The following is a 23,043-nucleotide window of genomic DNA, read 5'->3' on the forward strand; positions in this document are numbered from 1 at the left end:
GCGCGCCGGTCTGACCTCTAGGTGAAACGCCCGCGGCGTCCTATATTCGGCGCATGAAACGGTATGTCGCCCCCCTTGCCCTGTGCCTCCTCCTCGCGCCCGCGCAGGCGCAGGAGACCCCAGCCCCCGATCCGGAAGCAGATGTGGAAGAAGGCTTCAGCCTGCTGAACGAGGGCGCGAAGCTCCTGTTCCGCGGCCTGATGGACGAGATGGAACCCGCCATCCGCGACATGGGCGAGGCGATGGGCGAGCTTCAGCCCGCGCTGCGCGACCTGCTCGCCAAGGTCGACGACCTCCGGAACTACGAGGCGCCCGAGCGTCTGCCGAACGGCGACATCCTGATCCGGCGCAAGCCCGATGCGCCCCCCCTGCCGCAGAATGCGCCAGAGCCGGACCCGGACGCCCCGAGCATCGACCTCTGACTCAGCCCTTCGCCCGCACCCGTTGCAGCAGCGGCATGACGTCGGCCATCTCGGGGCCATGGGCCTGCCCCGTCAGCGCCTTGCGCAGCGGCATGAACAGCCCCTTGCCCTTGCGCCCCGTGGCGTCCTTCACCGCCGCCGTCCATTCGGCCCAGGTCTGGGCCGTGAAGGGCGGTTCCGGCAGCAGCGTCATCGCCTGACGCACGAAGTCGGCATCCTCGGGGTCGATCTGCGGCTCGGCGCCTTCCGAGAAGAGCGTCCACCAGCCCTCCAGATCGCCGAGGACCGAGATGTTGTCCTTGGCCACGCGCCAGAACGCCTCGGCCGAGGCGTCCGGCACGCCCAGCGCGCGGATGCGATCGGCCACCGCCTCGAACGGCAGCCCCTGCACGAAGTGCCGGGTCAGCGGGAACAGGTCGTCCGAGTCGAACTTCGTCGGCGCCGCCCCGAAGGTCGAGACGTCGAAGCCGGCCAGCAGCTCCTCATGCGTGCGCGCCAGCTCGACCGGCTGCGAGGACCCCAGCCGCGCCATCAGCGACAGGAGCGCCATCGGCTCCACCCCCTGCGCGCGCAGGTCGCGCAAGCTGAGCGTCCCGAGCCGCTTCGAGAGCGCCTCGCCCTGCGGCCCGGTCAGCAGCGAATGGTGCGCGAAGGACGGCGGCGTGCCGCCCAGCGCCTTCATGATCTGGATCTGCGTCGCGGTGTTCGTGACGTGGTCGGCGCCGCGGACGATGAAGGTCACGCCCATGTCGATGTCATCGACCGAGGAGGCGAAGGTATAGAGCACCTGCCCGTCCGCCCGGATCAGCACCGGGTCCGAGACGGAGGCCGCGTCGATCGAGATCGGGCCGAGGATGCCGTCGGCCCACTCGATCCGCTCCTGATCCAGCAGGAAGCGCCAGTAGCCGCCCCGTTCCTCGCGCAACCGCGCGCGATCCTCGTCCGACAGCTTCAGCGCCGCGCGGTCATAGACCGGGGGCTTGCCCATGTTGAGCAGCTTCTTGCGCTTCAGGTCCAGCTCGGTCGGGCTTTCGAAGCACTCGTAGAAGCGCCCCGCGCGGCGCAGCTCCTCCGCGGCCTCCTCGTAGCGACCCAGGCGGTCGGACTGGCGCTCCAGCCGGTCCCAGGTCAGGCCGAGCCATTCGAGATCCTGCATGATCCCGTCGGCGTATTCCTGCTTCGATCGCTCGCGGTCGGTATCGTCGAGCCGCAGGATGAACTGTCCGCCGGACTTGCGGGCGATGGCCCAGTTCATCAGCGCGGTGCGGAGGTTGCCCACATGGATGTAGCCGGTGGGCGACGGAGCGAAGCGGGTTACGGTGGTCATCGGCGGCCTCTCCTGATCCCGCTCCTGTTTCACAAGGCGGGCCGATTGTCCAGTTCGGCAAGCCCAGGGACGCTGACCGACACCGCGCGGCCTTGACCAGCCGGCCTCTGCAACCGCAGGGCCTCCGGCTTCCGATCCGGTCGCCCGGCAAGGCTCCGGCCTCGGACGCGGAGCGGCAGCGGGCGCAGGTCAGCGCCCTGCCCCGCCGCATGATCGCCGCCTGACCCGTGACTTCTGCGGGGTCCGGCCGGGGAGACGCATTGCCCCTCCCCCCCCTGTTCGGCCAAGGGCGCCGTGTTATGGTGCCGGGATGATGCTGGACCTCGCCGACAAACTTGCCCCTGACATCGACCTTCTGGAACGCCTTGCGCGCGAAGCCGTGGACGGCCTGCCGGAGGCCTATCGCGCAGCCGCCGCGGCGGTTCTGTTGCGCGTGGCCGACATGCCGCCGGACGACATCCTCGACGAGCTGGACGTCGAAGACCCCTACGAGTTGACCGGACTCTACGAGGGCGTCCCGCTGACCCAGAAGTCGGTGATGGACCAGCCGATGCAGCCAGACACGATCTGGCTGTTCCGCCGCCCGATCCTCGACGAATGGGTCGACCGGGGCGACGTGAGCCTGAAGGACCTCGTGACCCACGTGATGATCCACGAACTCGCGCATCATTTCGGCTGGTCCGACGACGACATCGCCGCCATCGACCCGTGGTGGGAGTGATCGTCGCCGGCGCCCGCGCTCCGGTGAAAGCGGCCTGACCCCGGCCCTGCCTCGGCACCGGCGCACGGCCCCGGATCCTGAGTCGGGCGGGACGCCGGTTCTGCCCTCAGTCCAGCCGAAAGGTCTTGTCGCGGCTGGTGGCGCCGCGGACGAGGGTCAGGCGGCTCTTGGCGACGCCGAGCGCCTTGGCCAGCACCTCGGTGACGGCGCGGTTCGCCTTGCCATCCTCGGGCACGCAGGTGACGTGGACGCGGATGGCGCCGTCCTGCACCTCGATCTTCTCGCGCGAGGCGCGCGGGGTCACGCGCACCGCAAAGGGCGTGCCGGGAACGGCGAGATCCTGAAGCCGGGTTTCGGTCATGATGTCCTCTCCTGCCCCTCGTAGCGCAGGTGGCGGCTCGCGGCCAAGGGGTGCCGGCAAGGGCCCTGCATGAGGGCAACCGGCGCCTCGCCGAGGGTCAGCAGCCGGTTCCGGCCGGCTGCGCTCCGACTCAAGCCCCGGGAAACGCCCGAACCTCCTGCGTGTCCGCAGGCCGGCGGGACCGCGGCTCAGGCGCCCCAGGTCCGTTCGAGCACGGCAAACCAGTTCTCGTGGCAGAGCTTCCGCATCAGCGCGTCGCCGTAGCCGCGCGCACGCATCGCCTCCTGCAGCGCGGGCAGGCCGGTCACGTCGCCGATGCCCTGTGGGATCGTTGCACCGTCGAAGTCCGAGCCGAGACCGACGTGATCCTCGCCCAGCTTCCCGATCAGGTGGTCGAGGTGGCGCAGCACCGGCTCCCATCCCATCTCGGGGGATTGCCGTCCATCCTCGCGCAGGAAGGAGGTCGCGAAGTTCAGCCCCACCATCCCGCGGCTCTCGCGGATCGCGTCCAGCTGCCGGTCGGTCAGGTTGCGCGTCGAGGCGGTCACCGCATGGGCGTTGGAATGCGTGGCCACCAGCGGCGCATCCGAAAGCCGCGCCACGTCGTCGAAGCCCTTCTCGTTCAGGTGCGACAGGTCCAGCATGATCTTCAGCCGGTTGCACTCGCTGACAAGGCGGCGGCCCGCCTCGGTCAGCCCCTCGCCCGTATCGGGGGTGCCGGGAAAGCGGAAGGGCACGCCATGGCCGAAGACGGTCGGGCGGCTCCAGACCGGCCCGAGCGAGCGCAGGCCGAGCGCATGGAACAGGTGCAGCGCGTCGAGGTCGGGGCCGATCGCCTCGGCGCCCTCCATGTGCATGATGCCCGAGATGATGCCGCGCGCGAGGCAGGTCCGCAGGTCGGCCACGCTGCGGCAGACCCGGAAGTCGCCTTGCGAGGCGCGCTCCATCCAGATCAGGTGCCCGGCCATCGCCAGCGCCACCGGCTGCGCCTGATCGTGGCGGATCAGCGCGGGCAGCGGCAGGTCGAACGGCGGGTTGTTCATCATCGCCTCGAAGTCGGGCGCATCATGCGCCTGCGGCGAGGGGATGTAGATCGCGAAGAAGCCACCGGCGAAGCCGCCCGCCTTCATCCGCGGCAGGTCGAGATGGCCGGTGCCGTCGCCCTTCAGCCAGATCGTCTCGCGGTTGGCGGGGTTGCGCAGCAGGCGCAGCAGGAAGTCGTTGTGGCCGTCGAAGACGGGTATCGGTTCGCTCATGTCGGGGTCCCGGCGGGTCTGTAGCCTTCGGAGGCGGCAAGCAGGGCGCGGGTGTAGGGTTGCGCGGCCGTCCGTGCGCGCAGCCCCTCGCGGGTCAGTTCCTCGACGGCGGCGCCGTGCTGCATCACCAGCAACCGCTCGCACATGTGCGCGACCACGGCCAGGTCATGCGAGACGAGGATGTAGGTCAGCCCGCGCTCGGCCCGCAGCCGGTCGAGCAGGTTCAGCACCTCGGCCTGAATCGAGGCATCCAGCGCCGAGGTCGGCTCGTCCAGCAGCATCACCCGCGGCTCGAGGATCAGCGCGCGGGCGATGGCGACCCGCTGGCGCTGCCCGCCCGACAGCTGGTGCGGATAGCGGAAGCGGAAGCCCTCGCCCAGCCCCACCTCATCCAGCGCGCGCAGGATGCGGCTCTCGCGGTCCTTGAAGCCATGGATGGCAAGCGGCTCGGCCAGCACCCGGTCGATGGTGTGGCGCGGGTGCAGCGAGGCATAGGGGTCCTGGAACACCATCTGCACCCGGCGGTGGAAGGCGGCCGAACGGCGGCGCCCGAGCACCTCGTCGGCGACGCGGACGGTGCCTGCCGAGATCGGCGCCAGCCCGCAGATCGCGCGCAGCACGGTGGACTTGCCCGAGCCGCTCTCGCCCACGATGCCGTAGCTTTCACCCTCGGCCACGCTGAACGAGACGCCACGCACGGCATGGACCTCGCCGAAGGTGACATGCAGGTCCTTGACCTCGATCAGCGTCATCAGACCGCCCACCCGGCATCGCGCTGCAGCACGGGCAGCGGGTGGCGCCCGCCCTCGATCCGCGGCAGGCAGTTCAGCAGGCCCTGCGTATAGGGATGGCGCGCATTCGAAAGCTCCGACGCGCGCAGTTCCTCGACCACACGTCCGGCATACATCACCAGCACCCGGTCGCAGAAGCTGCCGACCAGCCGCAGGTCGTGGCTGATGAAGATCAGGCCCATGCCGCGATCCTCGACCAGCCGGTCGAGGATGCGCAGCACCTCGATCTGCACGGTGACATCCAGCGCCGACGTGGGTTCGTCCGCGATCAGCAGGTCGGGCTCGGCGATCAGCATCATGGCGATCATGGCGCGCTGGCCCATTCCGCCGGACAGTTCGTGCGGCCAGGCGCGGAAGACGCGGGCCGGATCGCGGATCTGCACCGCCTCGAGCATCGCCATGGCGCGGTCCTTCGCCTCGGCGCGCGAGGCGGTGCGGCGGGCGGCCTCCATCAGCTGCCGCCCGATGGTCATCACCGGGTTGAGCGAGAACTTCGGGTCCTGCATCACCATGGACATGCGGATGCCGCGCAGGCTTCGCCACTGGCGGGGGGTGGCGCTGCGCAGGTCGATGCCGTCGAACTCCAGCCGGTCCGCGGTGGTGCGGCCCGGCGGGGGCGTGAGCCCAAGGATCGCACGCCCGGTCTGGCTCTTGCCCGAGCCGCTTTCGCCGACAATGCCAAGGCGTTCCCGCCCGAGGGTGAAGGAGACGCCACGGACGACCTCGGACGGGCCCTGCCGGGTCGGGAAGGTCACGCGCAGGTTCTCGACCTGCAACAGGGGCTTTGTGGGGATCATTTGCGCGCCTTCGGGTCGAGCACGTCGCGCAGCCCGTCGCCGAGCAGGTTGAAGCCCAGCGAGACCACGAAGATCGCAAGGCCGGGCATGGTCGCGACCCACCATTGGTCGATGATGAAGCGCCGGCCTCCGGCGATCATCGCGCCCCATTCAGGCTGCGGGGGTTGCGCGCCGAGGCCGAGGAACCCGAGCCCCGCCGCCGTCAGGATGATGCCCGCCATGTCCAGCGTCACCCGGACGATGACTGAGGACAGGCACAGCGGCGTGACATGACCCCAGAGGATGCGCAGGCTCGATGCCCCCTGAAGGCGGGCAGCGTTGATGAAGTCGCTGTCGCGGATCGTCAGCGTCTCGGCCCGGGCAAGGCGCGCGTAAGGCGGCCAGGAGGTCAGCGCGATGGCGATGATGGCGTTCTCGATCCCCGGGCCCAGCGCCGCCACGAAGGCCAGCGCCAGGATCAACCGCGGGAAGGCCAGGAAGATGTCGGTCGCCCGCATCAGCACCGTATCGACCCAACCGCCGAGATAGCCTGCGGTCGTGCCGATTGCGAGGCCGATGGGCGTGGCGATCAGCGCGACCAAAGCGACCACCATCAGCGTCAGCTGCGAGCCCCAGATCACCCGGCTGAGGATGTCCCGCGCCAGATCGTCGGTGCCCATCGGATGCGCCCAGGACGGCGGCAGCAGGCGCTCGGTGCGCAGGTCACCTCCCACCAGCGGGTCGTGCGGCGCAAGCCAGGGCGCGAGGATCGCCACGGCGACCAAGGCCACGATGATCCAGAGGCCCACCATCGCCAGCCGGTTGCCACGCAGCGCAAGCCAAGTGCGATAGGCCTGCCCAAGCCGCGCCTGCCGGCGCGAGCGGGGGTGTTCCGTCAGCAGCCACTCGGTCCGGGTCATGGCCGCACCTGCCGCCGCGTGCGCGGGTCGAGAAGGGTGTAAAGCAGGTCCGACAGCAGGTTGAGGCTGACGAAGACCGCGCCCACCACCAGAGTGCCGCCCAGCACCGCGTTCATGTCCGCCACCTGCAGGCTGTTGGTCAGGTAAAGCCCGAGGCCCGGCCAGGCGAAGACCGTCTCGGTCAGGACCGAGCCTTCCAGCAGCCCGGCATAGGACAGCGCCACCACCGTCACCAGCGGCACGGCGGCATTCCTCAGCGCATGGACCCAGATGATCCGCCACTCGGGCACGCCCTTCACGCGGGCGGTGATGACATATTCCTGCGCCAGTTCCGCCAGCATGAAGCTGCGGGTCATGCGGCTGATGTAGGCCATCGAGAAATAGCCAAGCAGCGCGCCCGGCAGGATGATGTGCGACAGCACGTTGCCAAAGGCATCCCACGCGCCCTGCATAGCGCTGTCGAGCAGCAGAAGCCCGGTCGTCGCGGTGAAGCTGTATTCGTAGGCGATGTCGATCCGCCCCGGCCCCGCCACCCAGCCGAGCCGGGCGTAGAACACCAGCAGGCCCAGCAGGCCCAGCCAGAAGATCGGCGCGGAATAGCCGACCAGACCCAGCACCCGCACGATCTGGTCGAGCGCGCGCCCCTGCTTCACCGCCGAGATCACGCCGAGCGGGATGCCGAACAGCGTGCCGATCAGGATGCCGAAGGTCGCAAGCTCCAGCGTCGCCGGAAAGGCACGGGCAAGATCGTCCGCCACCGGGCGCTTGGTCAGGAACGAACTGCCGAGATCGCCCGACAGCACGTTCTTCAGATAGATCCAGAACTGCTCCCACACCGGCCGGTCGAGGCCCATGGCCTGATACATCGCGTCATAGGTGGACTTGCTCGCGCGGTCGCCCACGGCGCGCAGCACCGGATCGACCGACATGAAGCGGCTGATGATGAAGGTGACGAGGAGAAGGCCGAGGAAGGTGACCGCGACGGTCAGGGCCACCTTGGTCCCCTTCCAGAGCCAGAGGGAAAGGGCGCTGCCGCGCCCCTTCCCGATCTGCGGCGAACCGGTCATCTACTTCGTCACGGCCGCGAAGGAGTTGTCGTTGAACGACGGCCCGATCACGTAGCCCTCGACGTTCTTGCGCATCGCTACCACCTCGGACTCCTGGAACATGATGACGAAGGGCGAGGTCTTCAGCACCTCCTCCTGCATCTCGCGATACATCTGCGCGCGCTTCTCGGTATCGCGCTCCAGCACCGCGGCATCGGCCTTGGCGGTCAGCTCCGGGATCTCCCAGGCGTTGCGCCAGGCCAGCGGCTTCGAGGCGGCAGTGTCCGAGTTGTCGGGGTTCTGCGCGAAGGTCGCGTTGGTGTGCGGGTCCTGGTAGTCCGGCCCCCACTGGCCGATGTAGATGTCATGCGTGCGGGCGCGGTATTTCTCCAGCGTCTGGCCGCCGTCGCCGGGGATGATCTCGATCGTGATCCCGGCCTGCGCCATGGTCTGCTGGATCGCCTGCGCGATCGAGGTCACCTCGGGCGTGTTGCGTGTGTCCATCGTCACGGTGAAGCCATCGGGCAGACCGGCCTTCGCCAGCAGTTCCTTGGCCTTTGCCGGGTCGAAGCTGTAAGGGTTCGAGTCGAGCGCGCCCAGGAAGCCCTCGGGCAGGAAGGTCTGGTGCTTCTTCTTCATGCCCTTCACCAGCGTCTCGGCGATGGCGTCGTAGTCGACGAGCCACTTCATCGCCTCGCGCACCTCGGGCTTGGCGAGATACTCGTTCTTCTGGTTCAGGCCGAGGTAGAAGATCGTGCCCTTCACCCCGCTCTGGATCTTGATGTCGGGATTGTTCGACAGCGCGTCGATCTCTTCCGGCAGCAGCTTCCTCGCGATGTCGATGTCGCCCTGCTCCAGCAGCAGCCGTTCGGTCGCGGCTTCCGGGATGTGGCGGTAGATCGTGCGCGCCATCGCCGGCTTCTCGCCGTCCCAGTTGTCGTTGCGCTCCATCACCACGGCCTCGTTGGCGCGCCATTCGCGGATGGTGAAGGGGCCAGAGCCGGCGTAGTTGGTCTTCAGCCAGTTGTAGCCCCAGTCGCCGTTCTCCTCGTGGCTCTGCACGAGGTCCTTGTCCACGACGGCCGCGACGGTGGCGGTCAGGCAGTAGAGCAGGAAGGTCGGCGCATAGGCCTTGTCCATCTCGAAGGTGAAGCTGTAGTCGCCGGTCTGCTTGACCTTCTCCTCGACGTTGTCGGGCGTCAGGCCGAACTGGCCGAGGATGAAGGCCGGCGACTTGTCGAGCTTGATCGCGCGGACGATGGAATAGACCACGTCCTCGGCCGTCAGGTCATTGCCCGAGGCGAACTTCTTGCCCTGACGGACGGTGAAGCTCATGGTCTTGCCGTCTTCCGAGATCTCCCAGCTTTCGGCGACGCGGCCGAAGATCTTCGAGACGTCCTCCACCTCATAGCCGATGATCGTCTCGTAGCTGTTGCCGATGATCTCGGAGGCGGTGAACTCGAACACCTCGGCCGGGTCGAGCGTGATCATGTCGTCGATCGCCCAGGCCTGGATGAAGGTGTCGGGCGGCGTCTCGGCGGAAAGCGGAGCCGTGGTCAGGGCGAATGCGGCAATGGCCGCCGTCGCCAGCAAGCGCGCTCGGATGAACATGGAGAACCCCCTGTCGAAGTTTTTGTCCGGGCTCCTGCCCTTCGCCGGGCGGAGGGCGGGCCCCGCGCCCATGCTGACCAGTGCCCTGCGGGACTGTCAAGCACTGCCTCTCGGGGCGGGCCGCGCCTGCCGTTGCGTCGCCAAGCAGCCGCGCGATGGCCGCTTGACCCTGCCCGCCCGATCCTGAAGATCGCCGCCAAAGGAGACGCCCATGCCCGCACCGAAGCCCGACGTGCTCGACTTCCTGCTGACACGCCGCTCGCGGCCCGCCAAGACCCTCGGCCTCCCCGTTCCGTCGCGCGAGGGGTTGATGCCGATCCTGACCGCCGCGCTTCGGGTGCCCGACCACGGCAAGCTGGAGCCCTGGCGGCTGATCGTGCTGGAGCGCGCGGCCATGCCACGGCTGGTCGCGCTGGCCGAGACGCGGGCGGATGCGCTGGGGCTGGACGAGGAGAAGCGCTTCAAGGGCCGGTCGCAGTTCGAGCAGAGCCATCTGGCGGTGGTCGTGGTGGCCAGTCCGAAGCCGTCGGACAAGGTGCCGGCGATCGAGCAGACGCTGTCCGCCGGGGCCGTCGGCCTTTCGCTTCTGAACGCCGCCGAGGCGGCCGGCTGGGGAGCGAACTGGCTGACCGGGTGGCCGGCCTACGACCGCGGCTTCCTGCGCGAGGGGCTCGGCCTTGAAGATCACGAGTTCGTCGCGGGCATCATCCATATCGGCAGCGAAACGATCCTGCCTCCCGAGCGCCCGCGGCCCGATATTGCCAGTCTCACCACATGGGTAAACGAATGATCCAGGATTTCCTTCGAGCGATCGGCCAGATCGGCGACGCACGCTTTCGCGGCGTCCTCTGGATGGGCGTGGGCCTTGCGCTCGCCCTGCTTGCCGTCATTTACGTGGCCTTCATCATCCTGCTCCAGATGCTGGTGCCCGACACCGTGACGATCCCGTGGATCGGCGAAGTGGGTGTCGTGGACGACCTGCTGTCCTGGGGCTCGGTGGTGCTGATGATCGGGCTCTCGGTCTTCCTGATGATCCCGGTCGCCTCGGCCTTCACCGGCTTCTTCCTGGACCGGGTGGTGGATGCGGTCGAGGTGAAACACTACGCGGGCCTGCCGCCCGCGACACCGCTGCCGCTCTGGGACCAACTGATCGACAGCGCGAACTTCTTCGCCATCCTCGTGCTGGTCAACCTGCTGGCGCTGGTGCTGCTGTTCTTCGCGGGGCCGCTGTTCCCGATCCTGTTCTGGGCGCTGAACGGCTTCCTGCTCGGACGGGAATATTTCACGCTGGTGGCGATGCGCAGGCTGGGCCGCGCGGGCGCAAAGGCGCTTCGGGCGCGCCATTCCGGGCAGATCTGGCTGGCGGGCACGCTGATGGCCGCACCGCTCTCGATCCCGATCGTGAACCTTCTGGTGCCGGTGCTGGGCGTCGCGACCTTCACCCACCTCTACCACCGGGTCAGCGGCCGCCCCTGATTCACCGCGCGCTTGCCGGGGGCATCCGCCCCATCACGTCGATGTCGCGCAGCGAGATCACGCCCGACCAGATGATCGCGCAGAGCACGGCCCAGACCACGGTGGCAACCACCGTGGTCAGCACCGCCTTCCGCCGCACGACAAAGCCCGAGGGCGCGCCGCGCGGCGTGCCGGGCACCACGTCCCCCGCCTCGTCCTGGCTCTGCACCCGGATCGGGAGCAGGATGAAGAACACCATGAACCAGGTGACGGCATAGAGGACGATGGCGCCCGTGACGCTCATACCTGCTCCAGTTCCACGAGGCAGCCGTTGAAGTCCTTGGGATGCAGGAACAGCACGGGCTTGCCATGCGCGCCGATCTTCGGCTCGCCCGAGCCCAGCACCCGCGCGCCCGCGGCCTTCAGCCGGTCGCGCGCGGCCAGGATGTCGTCCACCTCGTAGCAGACGTGATGGATGCCGCCCGCCGGGTTCTTCTCGAGGAAGCCGTTGATCGGAGAGTTTTCGCCCAGCGGATAGAGCAGCTCGATCTTGGTGTTCGGAAGCGTGATGAAGACGACCGTCACGCCGTGGTCGGGCTCGTCCTGCGGGGCGCCCACGTCGGCGCCGAGCGTGTCGCGGTATTGCGCCGCCGCCGCCTCGAGGTCGGGCACGGCAATGGCCACATGGTTCAGGCGTCCGATCATGGTCTCTCCCCTGTCTCCGGTGCGCGCCCGTTATGGGATCGGCCCTGCCGCGAGGCAAGGGGGCAGCCGGTCGCGCGCCTTAACCCCATCTTGACCGGAATGCGGTTGACTGTCGCGACTCAAGCCCAGCCCGAGAGACCGCCGATGCCTTATCTGCACCTTCTGCCCGAGCCGCCCGCCCCCTTCCCGCGCCGGCGCGAGGGCCGGACGGCGCTGCCGCTGGCGGGCCTGACCATCCTCGCTGTGGAAGACAGCCATTTCGCGGCCGAGGCGCTGAGGCTGCTCTGCCACCGCTCAGGCGCGCGGCTGCGGAGGGCCGACAATCTCGAGACCGGCCGGGCGCATCTGACGCGCTACGCGCCCGATGCGGTGGTCGTCGACCTGGGCCTTCCCGATGGCGCCGGAGAGGTGCTGATCGCCGAGATTGCCGCCAACGCGGGGGGGCCGGTGATCCTCGCCGCCAGCGGCGACAGCTCACGGCGGGAACCCGCGCTCGCCGCCGGGGCGCATGCCTTTCTGGAAAAGCCGCTCGACAGCCTGGCCCTGTTCCAGCAGACGCTGCTCGACCATCTGCCGGGTCGCCGGCACTCCGCGCAGGACGAGCTTCTGCCGCCGCCCGATCCCTTCGCGCTGCGCGAGGATCTGACCCGCGCAGCCGATCTTGCCGCGACGGTCACGCCCTTCACCGCGCGGGCGCGCTATCTGGCCGGCTTCGTCTCCGGCATTGCGCGCAGCGCCGGCGACAAGGCGCTGGAACAGGCCGCGCAGGAGGCCGCCGACAGCCCCGACGCGCTCGACATGCTGAAACGGATGATCAGCGCGCGACTCGCAGCCTCGGCCGGGGCGTTCTGAGGGATCAGAGCAGCGGGTCCGCGCCGCCGCGGACCAGACCCGTCAGGTCGGACAGCCGCTCCACCTGCCGGCCGAAGCCGTCGAAATTGCGCGGTGCGAGCCAGAGCTCGAACGCCTCGCGCAGCGCCGGCCACTCCTTGTCGATCACCGAGAACCACGCCGTGTCGCGGTTGCGCCCCTTGACCACCACGGCCTGCCGGAACGTTCCCTCGTAGCTGAAGCCCAGCCGCTGCGCCGCCCGGCGCGAGGCGAGGTTCAGCGCGTCGCACTTCCATTCGCACCGCCGGTATCCGGCCGCGAAGCTCCAGGCCATCATCAGGAACAGCGCCTCGGTGGCCACCGGCGTGCGCTGGATCTCGGGCGAGAGGCAGATATGGCCGATCTCGATCGATCCGGCCTCCGGCGCGATGCGCAGGAAGCTCGCGACGCCGCCGCAATGGCCGGTGGCGCGGTCGCGGATGGTGTAGAACAGCGGATCGCTGCCCTCTTCCATGCCGCGCGCCCAGTGGTAATAGGCGGCCGTCGAGGCGAAGGGGCCGTAGGGAAGGTAGTCCCACAGCGCATCGTCACCCGAGAAGGCCCGATGCAGATCCGCGGCGTGGAGGTCGGCCGAAAGCCGCTCCAGCCGGGCATATCGCCCCTCCAGCACCTCGCCCGACGGGCGCGATGCGGAACTCCAGCCCGGAACCGGCTCGCCGAACCGCTTCACGGTCAATCCTTCGGCACGACACGCAGCCGCAACTCACGCAGCTGCTCGTTGGTGGGTTCGGAGGGCGCGCCCATCAGCAGGTCCTCCGCGCGCTGGTTCATCGGGAACATGATGACCTCGCGGATGTTCGCCTCGTCCGCGAGCAGCATCACGATCCGGTCGATACCGGCCGCGCAGCCACCGTGGGGCGGGGCGCCGTAGCGGAACGCCTTGACCATGCCGCCGAAGCGCTTCTCGACCTCGGACGCCGGATAGCCGGCCAATTCGAATGCCTTGAACATGATCTCGGGCTTGTGGTTGCGGATCCCGCCCGAGATCAGCTCGTAACCGTTGCAGGCCAGGTCATACTGGTAGGCCAGAACCTTGAGCGGGTCGCCCTCCAGCGCCGCCATCCCGCCCTGCGGCATCGAGAACGGGTTGTGCGAGAAGTCGATCTTCCCTTCGTCGTCCTTCTCGTACATCGGGAAATCGACGATCCAGGCGAAGCGGAAGCAGCCTTCCTCGGTCAGCCCCAGTTCGCGGCCGATCTCGTTGCGCGCGCGCCCCGCGACGGCCTCGAAGGTTTCGGGCTTGCCGCCGAGGAAGAAGGCCGCGTCGCCCTCGCCCAGACCCAGTTGCAGCCGGATCGCTTCGGTCCGCTCCGGCCCGATGTTCTTGGCCAGCGGCCCGGCGGCCTCCATCGCCCCATCGTCGCCCTTGCGCCAGAAGATGTAGCCCATCCCCGGCAGGCCCTGCTGCTGCGCAAAAGCGTTCATCCGGTCGCAGAACTTGCGGCTGCCCCCAGTAGGCGCGGGGATCGCGCGGATCTCGGTGCCCTCGTTCTCAAGGAGCTTGGCGAAGATCGCAAAGCCCGAGCCGCGGAAATGCTCGCTGACCACCTGCATCCGGATCGGGTTGCGAAGGTCCGGCTTGTCCGAGCCATACCACAGCATCGCATCGCGATAGGCGATCCGCGGCCAGTCGGCATCGACGCGGCGCCCGCCGCCGAACTCCTCGAAGATCCCCTGGATCACCGGCTGCACCGCCTGGAACACGTCCTCCTGCTCGACGAAGCTCATCTCGATATCGAGCTGGTAGAAGTCGGTGGGCGAGCGGTCGGCGCGCGGGTCCTCGTCGCGGAAGCAGGGCGCGATCTGGAAATAGCGGTCGAAGCCCGCGACCATGATCAGCTGCTTGAACTGCTGCGGGGCCTGCGGCAGGGCATAGAACTTGCCCGGATGCAGCCGCGACGGCACGAGGAAGTCGCGCGCCCCTTCCGGCGAGGAGGCGGTGATGATCGGCGTCTGGAACTCGTTGAAGCCCGCGTCCCACATCCGGTTGCGCAAGCTGCGCACCACGTTCGAGCGCAGCATCATGTTGGCATGCAGCTTCTCGCGCCGCAGGTCGAGGAAGCGGTAGGTGAGCCGCGTCTCCTCGGGATAGTCCACGTCGCCGAAGACCGGCATCGGCAGCTCGTCCGCGGCACCCAGCACGGTCAGGCCCGTGGTATAGACCTCGATCTCGCCGGTCGCGAGCTTGGGATTCACCAGCGCCGCGTCACGGCCCTTTACCCGGCCCTCGATGCGGATCACCCATTCGGCGCGCACCTTCTCCAGCTCGGCGAAGGCCGGCGAATCGGCATCGGCGATCACCTGAGTGATGCCGTAATGGTCGCGCAGGTCGATGAACAGCACGCCGCCATGGTCGCGCACGCGGTGGACCCAGCCCGAAAGCCGCACCTCCTGACCGACGTGCCCGGCATTCAGTTCCGCGCAAGTGTGGCTGCGATAGGCGTGCATTCGGCTCCCCTTCCCGAGGCTCTGGTTCGTCCGCGCCGATACACTCCGCCCGACCGCCGAAGTCAAGCCGCGCACCCCCGGTGCCCGCGGGAAATATCCGCACCCCGCCTGAGCCGCAGCGGCGGAGCCGATGCGGCGAGGCAAGGGGCTTGGCGCGGCACGCGCCTCCTTCGGATTGACGGATCCGGCCCCGCGGCTCAGCCGGATACTGCAGGACCCGCCCAAACCGCAGGGATCAGCCCGCGCAGCGAGTTCCCCACCCAGAGCCGCACCCGCGGCAGGTCTTCCGCGCCGAGCCCAGCCTCGCGGCACGCGCCCGTCTCCAGCATCTCCTCGCGCAGGACGCCCGGCAACAGCCCCGCAGCCAGCGGCGGGGTCCGCAACCCCGCGCCCGCGTCGAAGAAGACCGTCGTGATCGTCCCGTCGCAGACCTCGCCGCGCTCGTTGAGGAAGATCACCTCGTCCAGCCCCTCGGGCAGCGCCGCCCGCGCCGCATCATAGGCCGCACGACGCGAGGACTTGACCGACAGCCATGGATCTGACGAGCAGAGCCGCGCCGCGGCCAGCCCCAGCCGCCACAGCGGCCGTCCCGGCGGCAGCGCCGCCGCCTGAACCTCCACGCGGCCCCCACGGTCCAGTGTCACCCGCATCCGCGCCGGATGGTCGGGCACCGCGGCCAGAAGCGCCTCGCCCACCCCCTCGCAGCGCCAGCCGAGCCGGGCCGCGCCGCGGGCCAGCCGGGCCAGATGACGCTCCTCCCGCGCCAGCCGCGCGCCGTCCCACAGCAGCGTCTCGATCAGCCTCAGCTGCGGATCGTCGGCAGCGTCGCGAAGCGGGTCTTCCACAGCGCCTCCTCCCATTCCTGCCCGGCCACCGAATCCTGCACGACGCCGCCGCCCACATCCAGCCGGACCCGACCGTCCGCGAACAGCCGCAGCGTGCGGATCGCCACGTTGAACGCCGCCCGGCCGTCCGGCGCCATCCATCCCATCGCCCCGCAATAGAGGCCGCGCGGCCAGCGTTCCAGTTCCGCGATGATCTGCATCGCGCGGATCTTCGGCGCACCCGTCACCGAGCCGCAGGGAAACAGCGCCGGCACCAGCCCGGCAAAACCCGGCCGGCCCTTAAGCCGGCCCGTCACCCGGCTGGTCATCTGGTGGACGGTGGCGTAGCTCTCGATCGAGAACAGCTCGGGCACCCGGACCGAGCCGATCTCGGCGATGCGGCCGATGTCGTTGCGCAGCAGGTCCACGATCATCAGGTTCTCGGCGCGCACCTTCTCGCTTGCCGCCATCGCCGCGGCCAGCGCCGCATCGCGCGCCGGATCGGCGTCCCGCGGCGCCGTGCCCTTCATCGGCCGGGTCGAGATCGTGCCCTCGGCGTCGCAGGCGAAGAACAGCTCCGGCGAGCACGAGATCGCAACCGGCCCGGCCAGATCGCAGAAGGCCCCATGCCCGACCCGTTGCCGCGCGCGCAGCGCGCCATAAAGGCCCAGCGCCGTGCCCGCATCCAGCCGGGTGTCGACCGGGAAGGTCAGGTTCACCTGATAGCAGTCCCCCGCCGCGATATACTCCATGAGCCGCGCGAAGGCGCGGTCATAGTCCACGCGCCCAATCCGCGGGCGCAGCGGGCCCAGCCGGGCGGCGCCGGCCTCGGCCTCGGCCTGCGCCAGCAGGGGGGCGGCGTCCCCGGGTGCGGCATAGGCGCCGAAGGCCAGCAGCGGCTCGTCCCTGTCCCGCGGCATCAGGGACGCCAGCCGCGGCTCGAACACCAGCCCCGCCTCATAGCCGATGGTGCCCGCGACCCATAGACCGGCAGCACGCAGCGCGTCCAGCCGCGAAAGCGCGGGCGCCACCGCGGCGGGATCGCGCACGATCACCGTTTCCACGGCATCGCGGAACAGGGCCGGGCCGCCCGCCGGCCCGTTCTCGCACAGGATCACGCTTGTCTCTCCCTCGATCGTGGGGGCACCTAGCATGCGTCCGGCCGTCCCGACAGCCCGCCTGCGACCTCATGCAAGAGGGTTGCGCCGCCCGGCGGCAAGTCTATAACCGCGCCAATTTGCGCAGAGCGTAGAATCCGGACAATCCTGCAGCCCGAGCGGCGCGGGACCATAGATGTGGGGCCACAAATGCCGAAAAGAACCGATATCAGCTCGATCATGATCATCGGCGCGGGCCCCATCGTCATCGGGCAGGCCTGCGAGTTCGACTATTCCGGCGCACAGGCCTGCAAGGCCCTGCGGGAAGAGGGCTACCGGGTCATCCTGGTGAACTCGAACCCCGCCACGATCATGACCGATCCGGGCCTCGCGGACGCCACCTACATCGAGCCGATCACGCCGGAAGTCGTCGCCAAGATCATCGAGAAGGAGCGCCCGGACGCGCTGCTGCCGACGATGGGCGGGCAGACCGGCCTGAACACCGCACTCGCACTGGCCGACATGGGCGTGCTGGAAAGATTCGGCGTCCAGCTCATTGGCGCCAACCGCGAGGCCATCGAGATGGCCGAGGACCGCAAGCTCTTCCGCGAGGCGATGGACCGGATCGGGCTGGAAAACCCCAAGGCCACCATCATCGCCGCGCCGAAGCTGCCCGACGGGCGCTATGACATCAACGCGGGCGTGGCCGAGGCGATGGCCGCCATCGAATACGTGGGCCTGCCCGCGATCATCCGCCCCGCCTTCACGCTGGGCGGCACCGGCGGGGGCGTGGCCTACAACCGCGACGACTACGAGGCGATCTGCCGGTCGGGCCTCGATGCGTCGCCCGTGGCGCAGATCCTTGTCGACGAAAGCCTGCTCGGCTGGAAGGAATACGAGATGGAGGTGGTCCGCGACCGCGCGGACAATGCCATCATCGTCTGCTCGATCGAGAACGTGGACCCGATGGGCGTCCATACCGGCGATTCGATCACCGTGGCCCCGGCGCTGACGCTGACCGACAAGGAGTACCAGATCATGCGCAACGGCAGCATTGCCGTGCTGCGCGAGATCGGGGTGGAAACCGGCGGCTCCAACGTGCAGTGGGCGATCAACCCGGTGGACGGCCGCATGGTGGTGATCGAGATGAACCCGCGCGTGTCGCGGAGTTCCGCGCTGGCCTCGAAGGCGACCGGCTTCCCCATCGCCAAGATCGCGGCGAAGCTCGCCGTGGGCTACACGCTCGATGAACTCGACAACGACATCACCAAGGTGACGCCGGCGTCGTTCGAGCCCTCGATCGACTATGTCGTGACCAAGATCCCGCGCTTCGCCTTCGAGAAGTTCCCGGGCTCGAAGCCGGAACTGACCACCGCGATGAAGTCGGTGGGCGAGGTCATGGCCATCGGCCGGACCTTCCACGAATCGATGCAGAAGGCGCTGGCCTCGCTGGAGACCGGACTTTCCGGCTTCGACGAGATCGAGATCTCCGGCGCGCCCGACAAGGCGGCGGTGATCAAGGCGATCTCGGCCCAGACCCCCGACCGGCTGCGGCTCATCGCGCAGGCGATGCGCCACGGGCTGTCGGACGACGACATCCAGGCGGCGACGGCGTTCGACCCGTGGTTCCTCGCCCGCATCCGCGAGATCGTGGACGTCGAGGCCCGGGTCCGCGCAGACGGCCTGCCGGTCACGCAGGAGGGCCTGCGCAAGCTGAAGATGATGGGCTTCACCGACGCGCGCCTCGCGAAGCTGACGGGGCGCGACGAGGGGCAGGTGCGCCGGGCGCGCCGGAACCTCGGCGTCACGGCGGTCTTCAAGCGCATCGACACCTGCGCGGCCGAGTTCGAGGCCCAGACCCCCTACATGTATTCCACCTACGAAGCCCCCGCGATGGGCGACGTGGAATGCGAGGCCCGTCCCTCGGCGGCGAAGAAGGTGGTGATCCTTGGCGGCGGTCCGAACCGGATCGGTCAGGGCATCGAGTTCGATTATTGCTGCTGCCACGCCTGCTTCGCGCTGACGGCGGCCGGCTATGAAACCATCATGATCAACTGCAACCCCGAGACCGTGTCGACCGACTACGACACCTCGGACCGGCTCTATTTCGAGCCGCTGACGCTGGAGCATGTGCTGGAGATCCTGCGCGTCGAGCAGGAGAACGGCACCCTTCACGGTGTGATCGTGCAGTTCGGCGGCCAGACGCCCCTGAAGCTCGCGCAGGCGCTGGCGCATGAGGGGATTCCGATCCTCGGCACCACTCCCGACGCCATCGACCTTGCCGAGGACCGCGAGCGGTTCCAGCAATTGCTGAACCAACTGGGCCTGAAGCAGCCGATCAACGGCATGGCGCGCTCGCGCGACGAGGCGTTCGCGATCGCGGGCCGCATCGGCTATCCGCTGGTGATCCGGCCGTCCTACGTGCTCGGCGGCCGCGCGATGGAGATCGTGCGCAGCGACGAACAGCTGGAACGCTACATCCGCGAGGCGGTGCAGGTTTCGGGCAGCTCGCCCGTGCTGCTCGACAGCTACCTTTCCGGCGCCATCGAGGTGGATGTGGACGCGCTGTGCGACGGCGAGAACGTCCATGTCGCGGGCATCATGGAGCATATCGAGGAGGCCGGTGTCCATTCCGGCGACTCGGCCTGCTGCCTGCCGCCGCATTCGCTGTCCCCCGCGACCATCGAGGAGCTGAAGCGCCAGACCGTCGAGATGGCCCGTGCGCTGCATGTCGTGGGCCTGATGAACGTGCAGTTCGCGATCAAGGACGGGGTGATCTTCGTTCTGGAAGTGAACCCGCGCGCCTCGCGCACCGTGCCCTTCGTGGCCAAGGCCACCGACAGTGCCATCGCCTCGATCGCCTCGCGGCTGATGGCGGGCGAGCCGCTCTCGGCCTTCCCGCTGCGCGCGGCCTACCCCGCGGGCGTCGGCCCCGATACCGACCTACCACTGGCCGATCCGCTGACGCTGGCCGATCCGATCACGCCGTGGTTCTCGGTGAAGGAATCGGTGCTGCCCTTCGCCCGCTTCCCGGGCGTGGACCCGCTGCTCGGGCCCGAGATGCGCTCCACCGGCGAGGTGATGGGCTGGGACCGCAGCTTCGCGCTGGCCTTCCTCAAGGCGCAGATGGGCGCAGGCACCCACCTGCCGGAAAGCGGCCGCGTGTTCCTGTCGGTCAAGGACCAGGACAAGTCGGCTGCCCTCGCCGAGGCCGCGCGCGGCCTGACCTCGATGGGCTTCGAGATCGTGGCCACGCGCGGCACCGCCGCATGGCTTTCCGAGCAGGGGGTCGAGGCGATCCGCGTGAACAAGGTCTACGAGGGCCGGCCGAACATCGTCGACATGCTGAAGAACGGCGAGATCACGCTGGTGATGAACACCACCGAAGGCGCGCAGGCGATCAGCGACAGCCGCGACATCCGCCGCGTCGCGCTGATGGACAAGATCCCCTACTTCACCACCGCCGCCGCATCGATCGCCGCGGTCGAGGCGATGCAGGCCCGCGGCGAGGGCTACGGCGTGCGGACGCTGCAGGGCTGAGCCGCCCCGGACAGGATGGGCAGCCGGCCGGGGTTCCCTTCGGCCGGCCGCCTTCTGCACCGGCTGACGCAACGTCATGCGCGAAAGCCCGCGCAGGCGACGGTTGCTTCGCGGGAAGGCGGGAATAAAGCCGCGGGCCGCATCGTTCCCTTCCTTGGAGCCGCGGCAAGCCTGCCGCAGGCCGAACCCCTGAGGGAGACCAAGCGACATGCCGACGATCATCGGAAACGGCTCTGCCAACCGGCTGAACGGGACCAGCCTCAACGACACCCTCCGTGGTCTTGACGGCGAGGACACGCTCTTCGGGAATGGCGGGCGCGACCGTGTCGAGGGGAACGACGATGAGGATCTCCTGTATGGCGGCAGCGGGGCCGACACCCTGCTCGGCGGCAAGGGCGAGGACACGCTGCACGGTCAGGATGGCGCCGACCTGCTGACCGACGAAAGCGGCAACGACCGCTTCTTCGGTGGCAGCGGCGACGATACGATCCGGGCCGGAGAGGGCAACGATCTGCTCGACGGGGGCGCCGACGCCGATCTGCTCGTGGCGGCCTCGGGCAACGACACCCTGCGCGCCGGAAGCGGGGCCGACCGCCTGTATGGCGGCGAAGGCAATGACGTCATGATCGCCGGGTCCGGCAACGACCGGCTGTGGGGCGGCGAGGGCGACGACGTGCTGAATGGCGGCCGGGGCAACGACGTGATGGCGGGCGGCGAGGGCGCGGACCGCTTCGTCTTCGATTTCGGCTCGGACACGATCCGCGACTTCGAGGAGGGCGACGACGACATCGACCTGTCCGCCTTCGACCTCTCGTTCTCGCAGGTCCTGAATCGCGCGAGCCAGCAGGGGGATGACGTCGTGATCCGGCTCGGCACCGGCACGCTGCGAATCGAGGACACGCGCCGCAGCGACCTCGACAGCGACGACTTCATCCTCTGACGAGGCGTCCGGGTCCGGGCGGTGGCGGCTCTGCGCGACCGCCCGATCCTCACATTCGCGGCCACAACCGGAACGAAAGCGAGAGCGGGGCAAGCTATTCCTTGACTCGCGGCCGCAAAACCCGCATCCACCCTGCAAGCCTGTGACCCGCTGCCGCGTGAGCAGCCGCCCCGAGGGGCCAGGGTCCGGCCGACAGGTTCCCACCGTCACGCAGGGGCACCGCGGCGCATTCCCGCGCCGCCCCGCCTGCCGCCTCCCCTCGCCGGGGAGACCACCCCATTCCGCGGGCCGATGCCCGCACATCGAAAGAGACCAATGGCTGATTTCAGCACTCTCGGCCTGTCCGAGCGCCTCATGCAGGGCCTTGCGAAGGCCCAGTTCACCAAGCCGACCCCGATCCAGCTCGAGGCGATCCCGCATGTCATGCAGGGACGCGACCTGATGGGCCTCGCCCAGACCGGCACCGGCAAGACGCTGGCCTTCGGGCTGCCGCTGCTGCACCGCCTGCTGGGCGTGGGCCATCCCCCCGCCCCGCGCACCATCCGAGCGCTGATCCTGGCGCCGACGCGCGAACTGGTGACCCAGATCGCGACCAACCTCGAGATCTTCACCAAGGGCACTCCGGTCAAGGTTGTCACCATCACCGGCGGCGCCTCGATCAACCGCCAGACCGAGCGGCTGGCCCGTGGCGCCGACATCATGGTGGCGACGCCGGGCCGGCTGATCGACCTGCTCGACCGCAAGGCGGTCTCGCTGGAGGCGACCGGCTATCTCGTGCTCGACGAGGCGGATCACATGCTCGACATGGGCTTCATCCACTCGCTGAAGAAGATCGCGCGCCACCTGCCGCTGAAGCGCCAGACGCTGCTGTTCTCGGCCACCATGCCGAAGCTGATCGAGGATCTGGCCCACACCTACCTGCGCGAGCCGGTAAAGGTGCAGGTCGCCCCGCCCGGCAAGCCGGTCGAGAAGATCGCGCAAGGGGTCCACTTCATCCCGCAGGGCGACAAGGCGAAGCTGCTGGAGAGCTACCTGCAAAAGCATCCGGGCGAGCAGGCGCTGGTCTTCGGCCGCACCAAGCACGGCTCGGAAAAGCTGATGAAGCTGCTGGTCAGCTGGGGCTTCAAGGCAGGCTCGATCCACGGCAACAAGAGCCAGAACCAGCGCGACCGCACGCTGGCCGAGTTCCGGGACGGCACGCTCGACGTGCTGGTGGCGACCGATGTTGCGGCGCGGGGGATCGACATTCCCGGCGTGCGGCACGTCTACAACTATGACATGCCGAACGTGCCCGAGAACTACGTCCACCGCATCGGCCGCACCGCGCGGGCGGGGGCGGCGGGCAGCGCCGTCGCCTTCGTCGCCCCGGCCGAGATGGAGGAGCTGCGCGCGGTGGAGAAGCTCTTGAAGCAGCCGGTGCCGGTGATCGGAGGCGCGCCCTGGGCGGCCGAGATCGCCGCGGCCGCGCCGCGTCCGGGGCAGAAGCCGCGCCAGGGCGGCCGGCCCAAGGCCGCCGCGCCCAAGGGCCAGCCCAAGCCGCAGCAGGCCAGGCGCATCCGCGGCCGGGCCGTCCGGCGGCCGTCCCCGGCGGCGGCTCCGCCCCGCGGCGCTCCGCTCCGGCCCGTCGCTCGGACGCGGCAGGCCGCGGCTGAGGCCGCCTGCTTCCTGGTGACGCAGGGCGCGATTCCCGCAGGCACTCGCCTCCGGGATCGCGCATAATGAAGCTCCGGCCAGCCGGAGTGGTAACGAGTGTCCGGCGACTGCAGCGCCGGGGGTTTATCTTACGAGTGTCAGCGCATTGCGCGAAGGGAGCCTTGGCAGACGCCGGTAGTTGACTACCCACCTGTCGGGCTACCCTTCGCTGCGCCGGCCACGATCCTCCCCCCCGGTGGCGACGGTCGCGAAAGACGAC

22 protein-coding genes are annotated in these 23,043 nt (G+C 69.0%); 8 read left to right on the top strand and 14 right to left on the bottom strand.

What is annotated here, in order from left to right:
* The first annotated feature begins 53 nt into the window (after positions 1 to 53).
* Complete coding sequence (locus tag CK951_RS13085) at positions 54 to 422, top strand: AAA+ family ATPase (RefSeq protein ID WP_096786567.1); 369 nt, start codon at positions 54 to 56, stop codon at positions 420 to 422.
* A gap of 1 nt (position 423) precedes the next feature.
* Here CK951_RS13085 and gltX read toward each other — a convergent pair whose 3' ends face one another.
* Complete coding sequence (gene gltX / locus CK951_RS13090; RefSeq protein WP_096786568.1) at positions 424 to 1,749, bottom strand: glutamate--tRNA ligase; 1,326 nt, start codon at positions 1,747 to 1,749, stop codon at positions 424 to 426.
* A 310-nt stretch (positions 1,750 to 2,059) separates the two neighbouring features.
* Between gltX and CK951_RS13095 the strand changes: the two genes are divergently transcribed.
* The gene (locus CK951_RS13095; RefSeq protein WP_096786569.1) at positions 2,060 to 2,470 is read left to right on the top strand and encodes a metallopeptidase family protein; all 411 of its coding nucleotides are present in this window, start codon (positions 2,060 to 2,062) and stop codon (positions 2,468 to 2,470) included.
* Between the two features lie 106 nt (positions 2,471 to 2,576).
* On the opposite strand, the gene CK951_RS13100 is transcribed toward CK951_RS13095, so the two are convergent.
* The 7 genes from CK951_RS13100 to CK951_RS13130 all read right to left on the bottom strand — a co-directional run bounded on the left by CK951_RS13100 (position 2,577) and on the right by CK951_RS13130 (position 9,231).
* On the bottom strand, positions 2,577 to 2,831 hold the full coding sequence (locus CK951_RS13100; protein WP_096786570.1) for a DUF167 domain-containing protein: 255 nt from the start codon (positions 2,829 to 2,831) through the stop codon (positions 2,577 to 2,579).
* Between the two features lie 188 nt (positions 2,832 to 3,019).
* Positions 3,020 to 4,087, bottom strand: a complete 1,068-nt coding sequence (locus CK951_RS13105) for a dipeptidase (protein ID WP_096786571.1) — start codon at positions 4,085 to 4,087, stop codon at positions 3,020 to 3,022.
* Positions 4,084 to 4,839, bottom strand: a complete 756-nt coding sequence (locus tag CK951_RS13110; protein ID WP_096786572.1) for an ABC transporter ATP-binding protein — start codon at positions 4,837 to 4,839, stop codon at positions 4,084 to 4,086. The genes CK951_RS13105 and CK951_RS13110 overlap by 4 nt, the downstream gene beginning before the upstream one ends.
* A complete protein-coding gene (locus CK951_RS13115) occupies positions 4,839 to 5,675 on the bottom strand; it encodes an ABC transporter ATP-binding protein (RefSeq protein ID WP_096786573.1) in 837 nt (278 codons plus the stop codon). The genes CK951_RS13110 and CK951_RS13115 overlap by 1 nt, the downstream gene beginning before the upstream one ends.
* On the bottom strand, positions 5,672 to 6,574 hold the full coding sequence (locus tag CK951_RS13120) for an ABC transporter permease (RefSeq protein WP_096786574.1): 903 nt from the start codon (positions 6,572 to 6,574) through the stop codon (positions 5,672 to 5,674). Before CK951_RS13120 ends, CK951_RS13115 begins: the two co-directional genes overlap by 4 nt.
* Positions 6,571 to 7,641: an ABC transporter permease gene (locus CK951_RS13125; RefSeq protein WP_096786575.1), complete on the bottom strand. Its 1,071-nt coding sequence runs from the start codon at positions 7,639 to 7,641 to the stop codon at positions 6,571 to 6,573. Before CK951_RS13125 ends, CK951_RS13120 begins: the two co-directional genes overlap by 4 nt.
* Entirely contained in the window at positions 7,642 to 9,231 is a 1,590-nt protein-coding gene (locus tag CK951_RS13130; protein ID WP_096786576.1) for an ABC transporter substrate-binding protein, read from the bottom strand.
* 211 nt (positions 9,232 to 9,442) lie between these two features.
* Here CK951_RS13130 and CK951_RS13135 point away from each other — a divergent pair, with 211 nt between their 5' ends.
* Both CK951_RS13135 and CK951_RS13140 read left to right on the top strand, forming a co-directional pair.
* On the top strand, positions 9,443 to 10,021 hold the full coding sequence (locus CK951_RS13135; protein WP_096786577.1) for a nitroreductase: 579 nt from the start codon (positions 9,443 to 9,445) through the stop codon (positions 10,019 to 10,021).
* A complete protein-coding gene (locus tag CK951_RS13140; RefSeq protein ID WP_096786578.1) occupies positions 10,018 to 10,707 on the top strand; it encodes an EI24 domain-containing protein in 690 nt (229 codons plus the stop codon). The genes CK951_RS13135 and CK951_RS13140 overlap by 4 nt, the downstream gene beginning before the upstream one ends.
* Before the next feature lies 1 nt (position 10,708).
* Here the strand turns inward: CK951_RS13140 and CK951_RS13145 are convergent, their stop codons facing one another.
* On the bottom strand, positions 10,709 to 10,990 hold the full coding sequence (locus CK951_RS13145) for a DUF1467 family protein (RefSeq protein WP_096786579.1): 282 nt from the start codon (positions 10,988 to 10,990) through the stop codon (positions 10,709 to 10,711).
* Positions 10,987 to 11,391 carry a methylmalonyl-CoA epimerase gene (gene mce / locus CK951_RS13150; protein WP_096786580.1) on the bottom strand — a complete coding sequence of 135 codons (405 nt, stop codon included), beginning with the start codon at positions 11,389 to 11,391 and terminating at the stop codon, positions 10,987 to 10,989. The genes CK951_RS13145 and mce overlap by 4 nt, the downstream gene beginning before the upstream one ends.
* Positions 11,392 to 11,535: 144 nt before the next feature.
* Here mce and CK951_RS13155 point away from each other — a divergent pair, with 144 nt between their 5' ends.
* On the top strand, positions 11,536 to 12,243 hold the full coding sequence (locus CK951_RS13155) for a response regulator (protein ID WP_096786581.1): 708 nt from the start codon (positions 11,536 to 11,538) through the stop codon (positions 12,241 to 12,243).
* Positions 12,244 to 12,247: 4 nt separating this feature from the next.
* On the opposite strand, the gene CK951_RS13160 is transcribed toward CK951_RS13155, so the two are convergent.
* The 4 genes from CK951_RS13160 to CK951_RS13175 form a co-directional block, all read right to left on the bottom strand.
* Positions 12,248 to 12,952, bottom strand: coding sequence for a GNAT family N-acetyltransferase (locus CK951_RS13160; RefSeq protein ID WP_096786582.1), 705 nt, complete (start codon positions 12,950 to 12,952; stop codon positions 12,248 to 12,250).
* A 2-nt stretch (positions 12,953 to 12,954) separates the two neighbouring features.
* A complete protein-coding gene (gene aspS / locus CK951_RS13165; protein ID WP_096786583.1) occupies positions 12,955 to 14,730 on the bottom strand; it encodes an aspartate--tRNA ligase in 1,776 nt (591 codons plus the stop codon).
* Between the two features lie 197 nt (positions 14,731 to 14,927).
* Positions 14,928 to 15,575 (bottom strand): aminotransferase class IV family protein, encoded by a 648-nt coding sequence (locus CK951_RS13170; protein WP_096786584.1) that lies wholly within the window; start codon positions 15,573 to 15,575, stop codon positions 14,928 to 14,930.
* A complete protein-coding gene (locus tag CK951_RS13175) occupies positions 15,533 to 16,672 on the bottom strand; it encodes an aminodeoxychorismate synthase component I (RefSeq protein ID WP_096786585.1) in 1,140 nt (379 codons plus the stop codon). The genes CK951_RS13170 and CK951_RS13175 overlap by 43 nt, the downstream gene beginning before the upstream one ends.
* Positions 16,673 to 16,861: 189 nt before the next feature.
* Here CK951_RS13175 and carB point away from each other — a divergent pair, with 189 nt between their 5' ends.
* The 3 genes from carB to CK951_RS13190 all read left to right on the top strand — a co-directional run bounded on the left by carB (position 16,862) and on the right by CK951_RS13190 (position 22,850).
* Positions 16,862 to 20,191, top strand: a complete 3,330-nt coding sequence (carB, locus tag CK951_RS13180; RefSeq protein ID WP_096786586.1) for a carbamoyl-phosphate synthase large subunit — start codon at positions 16,862 to 16,864, stop codon at positions 20,189 to 20,191.
* 208 nt (positions 20,192 to 20,399) lie between these two features.
* Positions 20,400 to 21,131 carry a calcium-binding protein gene (locus CK951_RS13185; protein WP_096786587.1) on the top strand — a complete coding sequence of 244 codons (732 nt, stop codon included), beginning with the start codon at positions 20,400 to 20,402 and terminating at the stop codon, positions 21,129 to 21,131.
* Positions 21,132 to 21,446: 315 nt separating this feature from the next.
* Positions 21,447 to 22,850, top strand: coding sequence for a DEAD/DEAH box helicase (locus tag CK951_RS13190; RefSeq protein WP_232520622.1), 1,404 nt, complete (start codon positions 21,447 to 21,449; stop codon positions 22,848 to 22,850).
* The last annotated feature ends 193 nt before the right edge of the window (positions 22,851 to 23,043 follow it).

It is taken from the genome of Rhodobacter sp. CZR27 (assembly GCF_002407205.1).
GTDB lineage: Bacteria > Pseudomonadota > Alphaproteobacteria > Rhodobacterales > Rhodobacteraceae > Cereibacter_A.

Excerpts from the sequence above, each read along its gene's own strand:
- CK951_RS13130 (WP_096786576.1), bottom strand. The coding sequence starts at position 9,231 with ATGTTCATCCGAGCGCGCTTGCTGGCGACGGCGGCCATTGCCGCATTC.
- carB (WP_096786586.1), top strand. The coding sequence starts at position 16,862 with ATGCCGAAAAGAACCGATATCAGCTCGATCATGATCATCGGCGCGGGC.
- CK951_RS13120 (WP_096786574.1), bottom strand. The coding sequence starts at position 6,574 with ATGACCCGGACCGAGTGGCTGCTGACGGAACACCCCCGCTCGCGCCGG.
- CK951_RS13135 (WP_096786577.1), top strand. The coding sequence starts at position 9,443 with ATGCCCGCACCGAAGCCCGACGTGCTCGACTTCCTGCTGACACGCCGC.
- CK951_RS13100 (WP_096786570.1), bottom strand. The coding sequence starts at position 2,831 with ATGACCGAAACCCGGCTTCAGGATCTCGCCGTTCCCGGCACGCCCTTT.
- CK951_RS13115 (WP_096786573.1), bottom strand. The coding sequence starts at position 5,675 with ATGATCCCCACAAAGCCCCTGTTGCAGGTCGAGAACCTGCGCGTGACC.
- gltX (WP_096786568.1), bottom strand. The coding sequence starts at position 1,749 with ATGACCACCGTAACCCGCTTCGCTCCGTCGCCCACCGGCTACATCCAT.
- CK951_RS13155 (WP_096786581.1), top strand. The coding sequence starts at position 11,536 with ATGCCTTATCTGCACCTTCTGCCCGAGCCGCCCGCCCCCTTCCCGCGC.
- CK951_RS13185 (WP_096786587.1), top strand. The coding sequence starts at position 20,400 with ATGCCGACGATCATCGGAAACGGCTCTGCCAACCGGCTGAACGGGACC.
- CK951_RS13110 (WP_096786572.1), bottom strand. The coding sequence starts at position 4,839 with ATGACGCTGATCGAGGTCAAGGACCTGCATGTCACCTTCGGCGAGGTC.
- CK951_RS13140 (WP_096786578.1), top strand. The coding sequence starts at position 10,018 with ATGATCCAGGATTTCCTTCGAGCGATCGGCCAGATCGGCGACGCACGC.
- CK951_RS13085 (WP_096786567.1), top strand. The coding sequence starts at position 54 with ATGAAACGGTATGTCGCCCCCCTTGCCCTGTGCCTCCTCCTCGCGCCC.
- CK951_RS13095 (WP_096786569.1), top strand. The coding sequence starts at position 2,060 with ATGATGCTGGACCTCGCCGACAAACTTGCCCCTGACATCGACCTTCTG.
- CK951_RS13105 (WP_096786571.1), bottom strand. The coding sequence starts at position 4,087 with ATGAGCGAACCGATACCCGTCTTCGACGGCCACAACGACTTCCTGCTG.
- CK951_RS13145 (WP_096786579.1), bottom strand. The coding sequence starts at position 10,990 with ATGAGCGTCACGGGCGCCATCGTCCTCTATGCCGTCACCTGGTTCATG.
- CK951_RS13190 (WP_232520622.1), top strand. The coding sequence starts at position 21,447 with ATGGCTGATTTCAGCACTCTCGGCCTGTCCGAGCGCCTCATGCAGGGC.
- mce (WP_096786580.1), bottom strand. The coding sequence starts at position 11,391 with ATGATCGGACGCCTGAACCATGTGGCCATTGCCGTGCCCGACCTCGAG.
- CK951_RS13125 (WP_096786575.1), bottom strand. The coding sequence starts at position 7,641 with ATGACCGGTTCGCCGCAGATCGGGAAGGGGCGCGGCAGCGCCCTTTCC.
- aspS (WP_096786583.1), bottom strand. The coding sequence starts at position 14,730 with ATGCACGCCTATCGCAGCCACACTTGCGCGGAACTGAATGCCGGGCAC.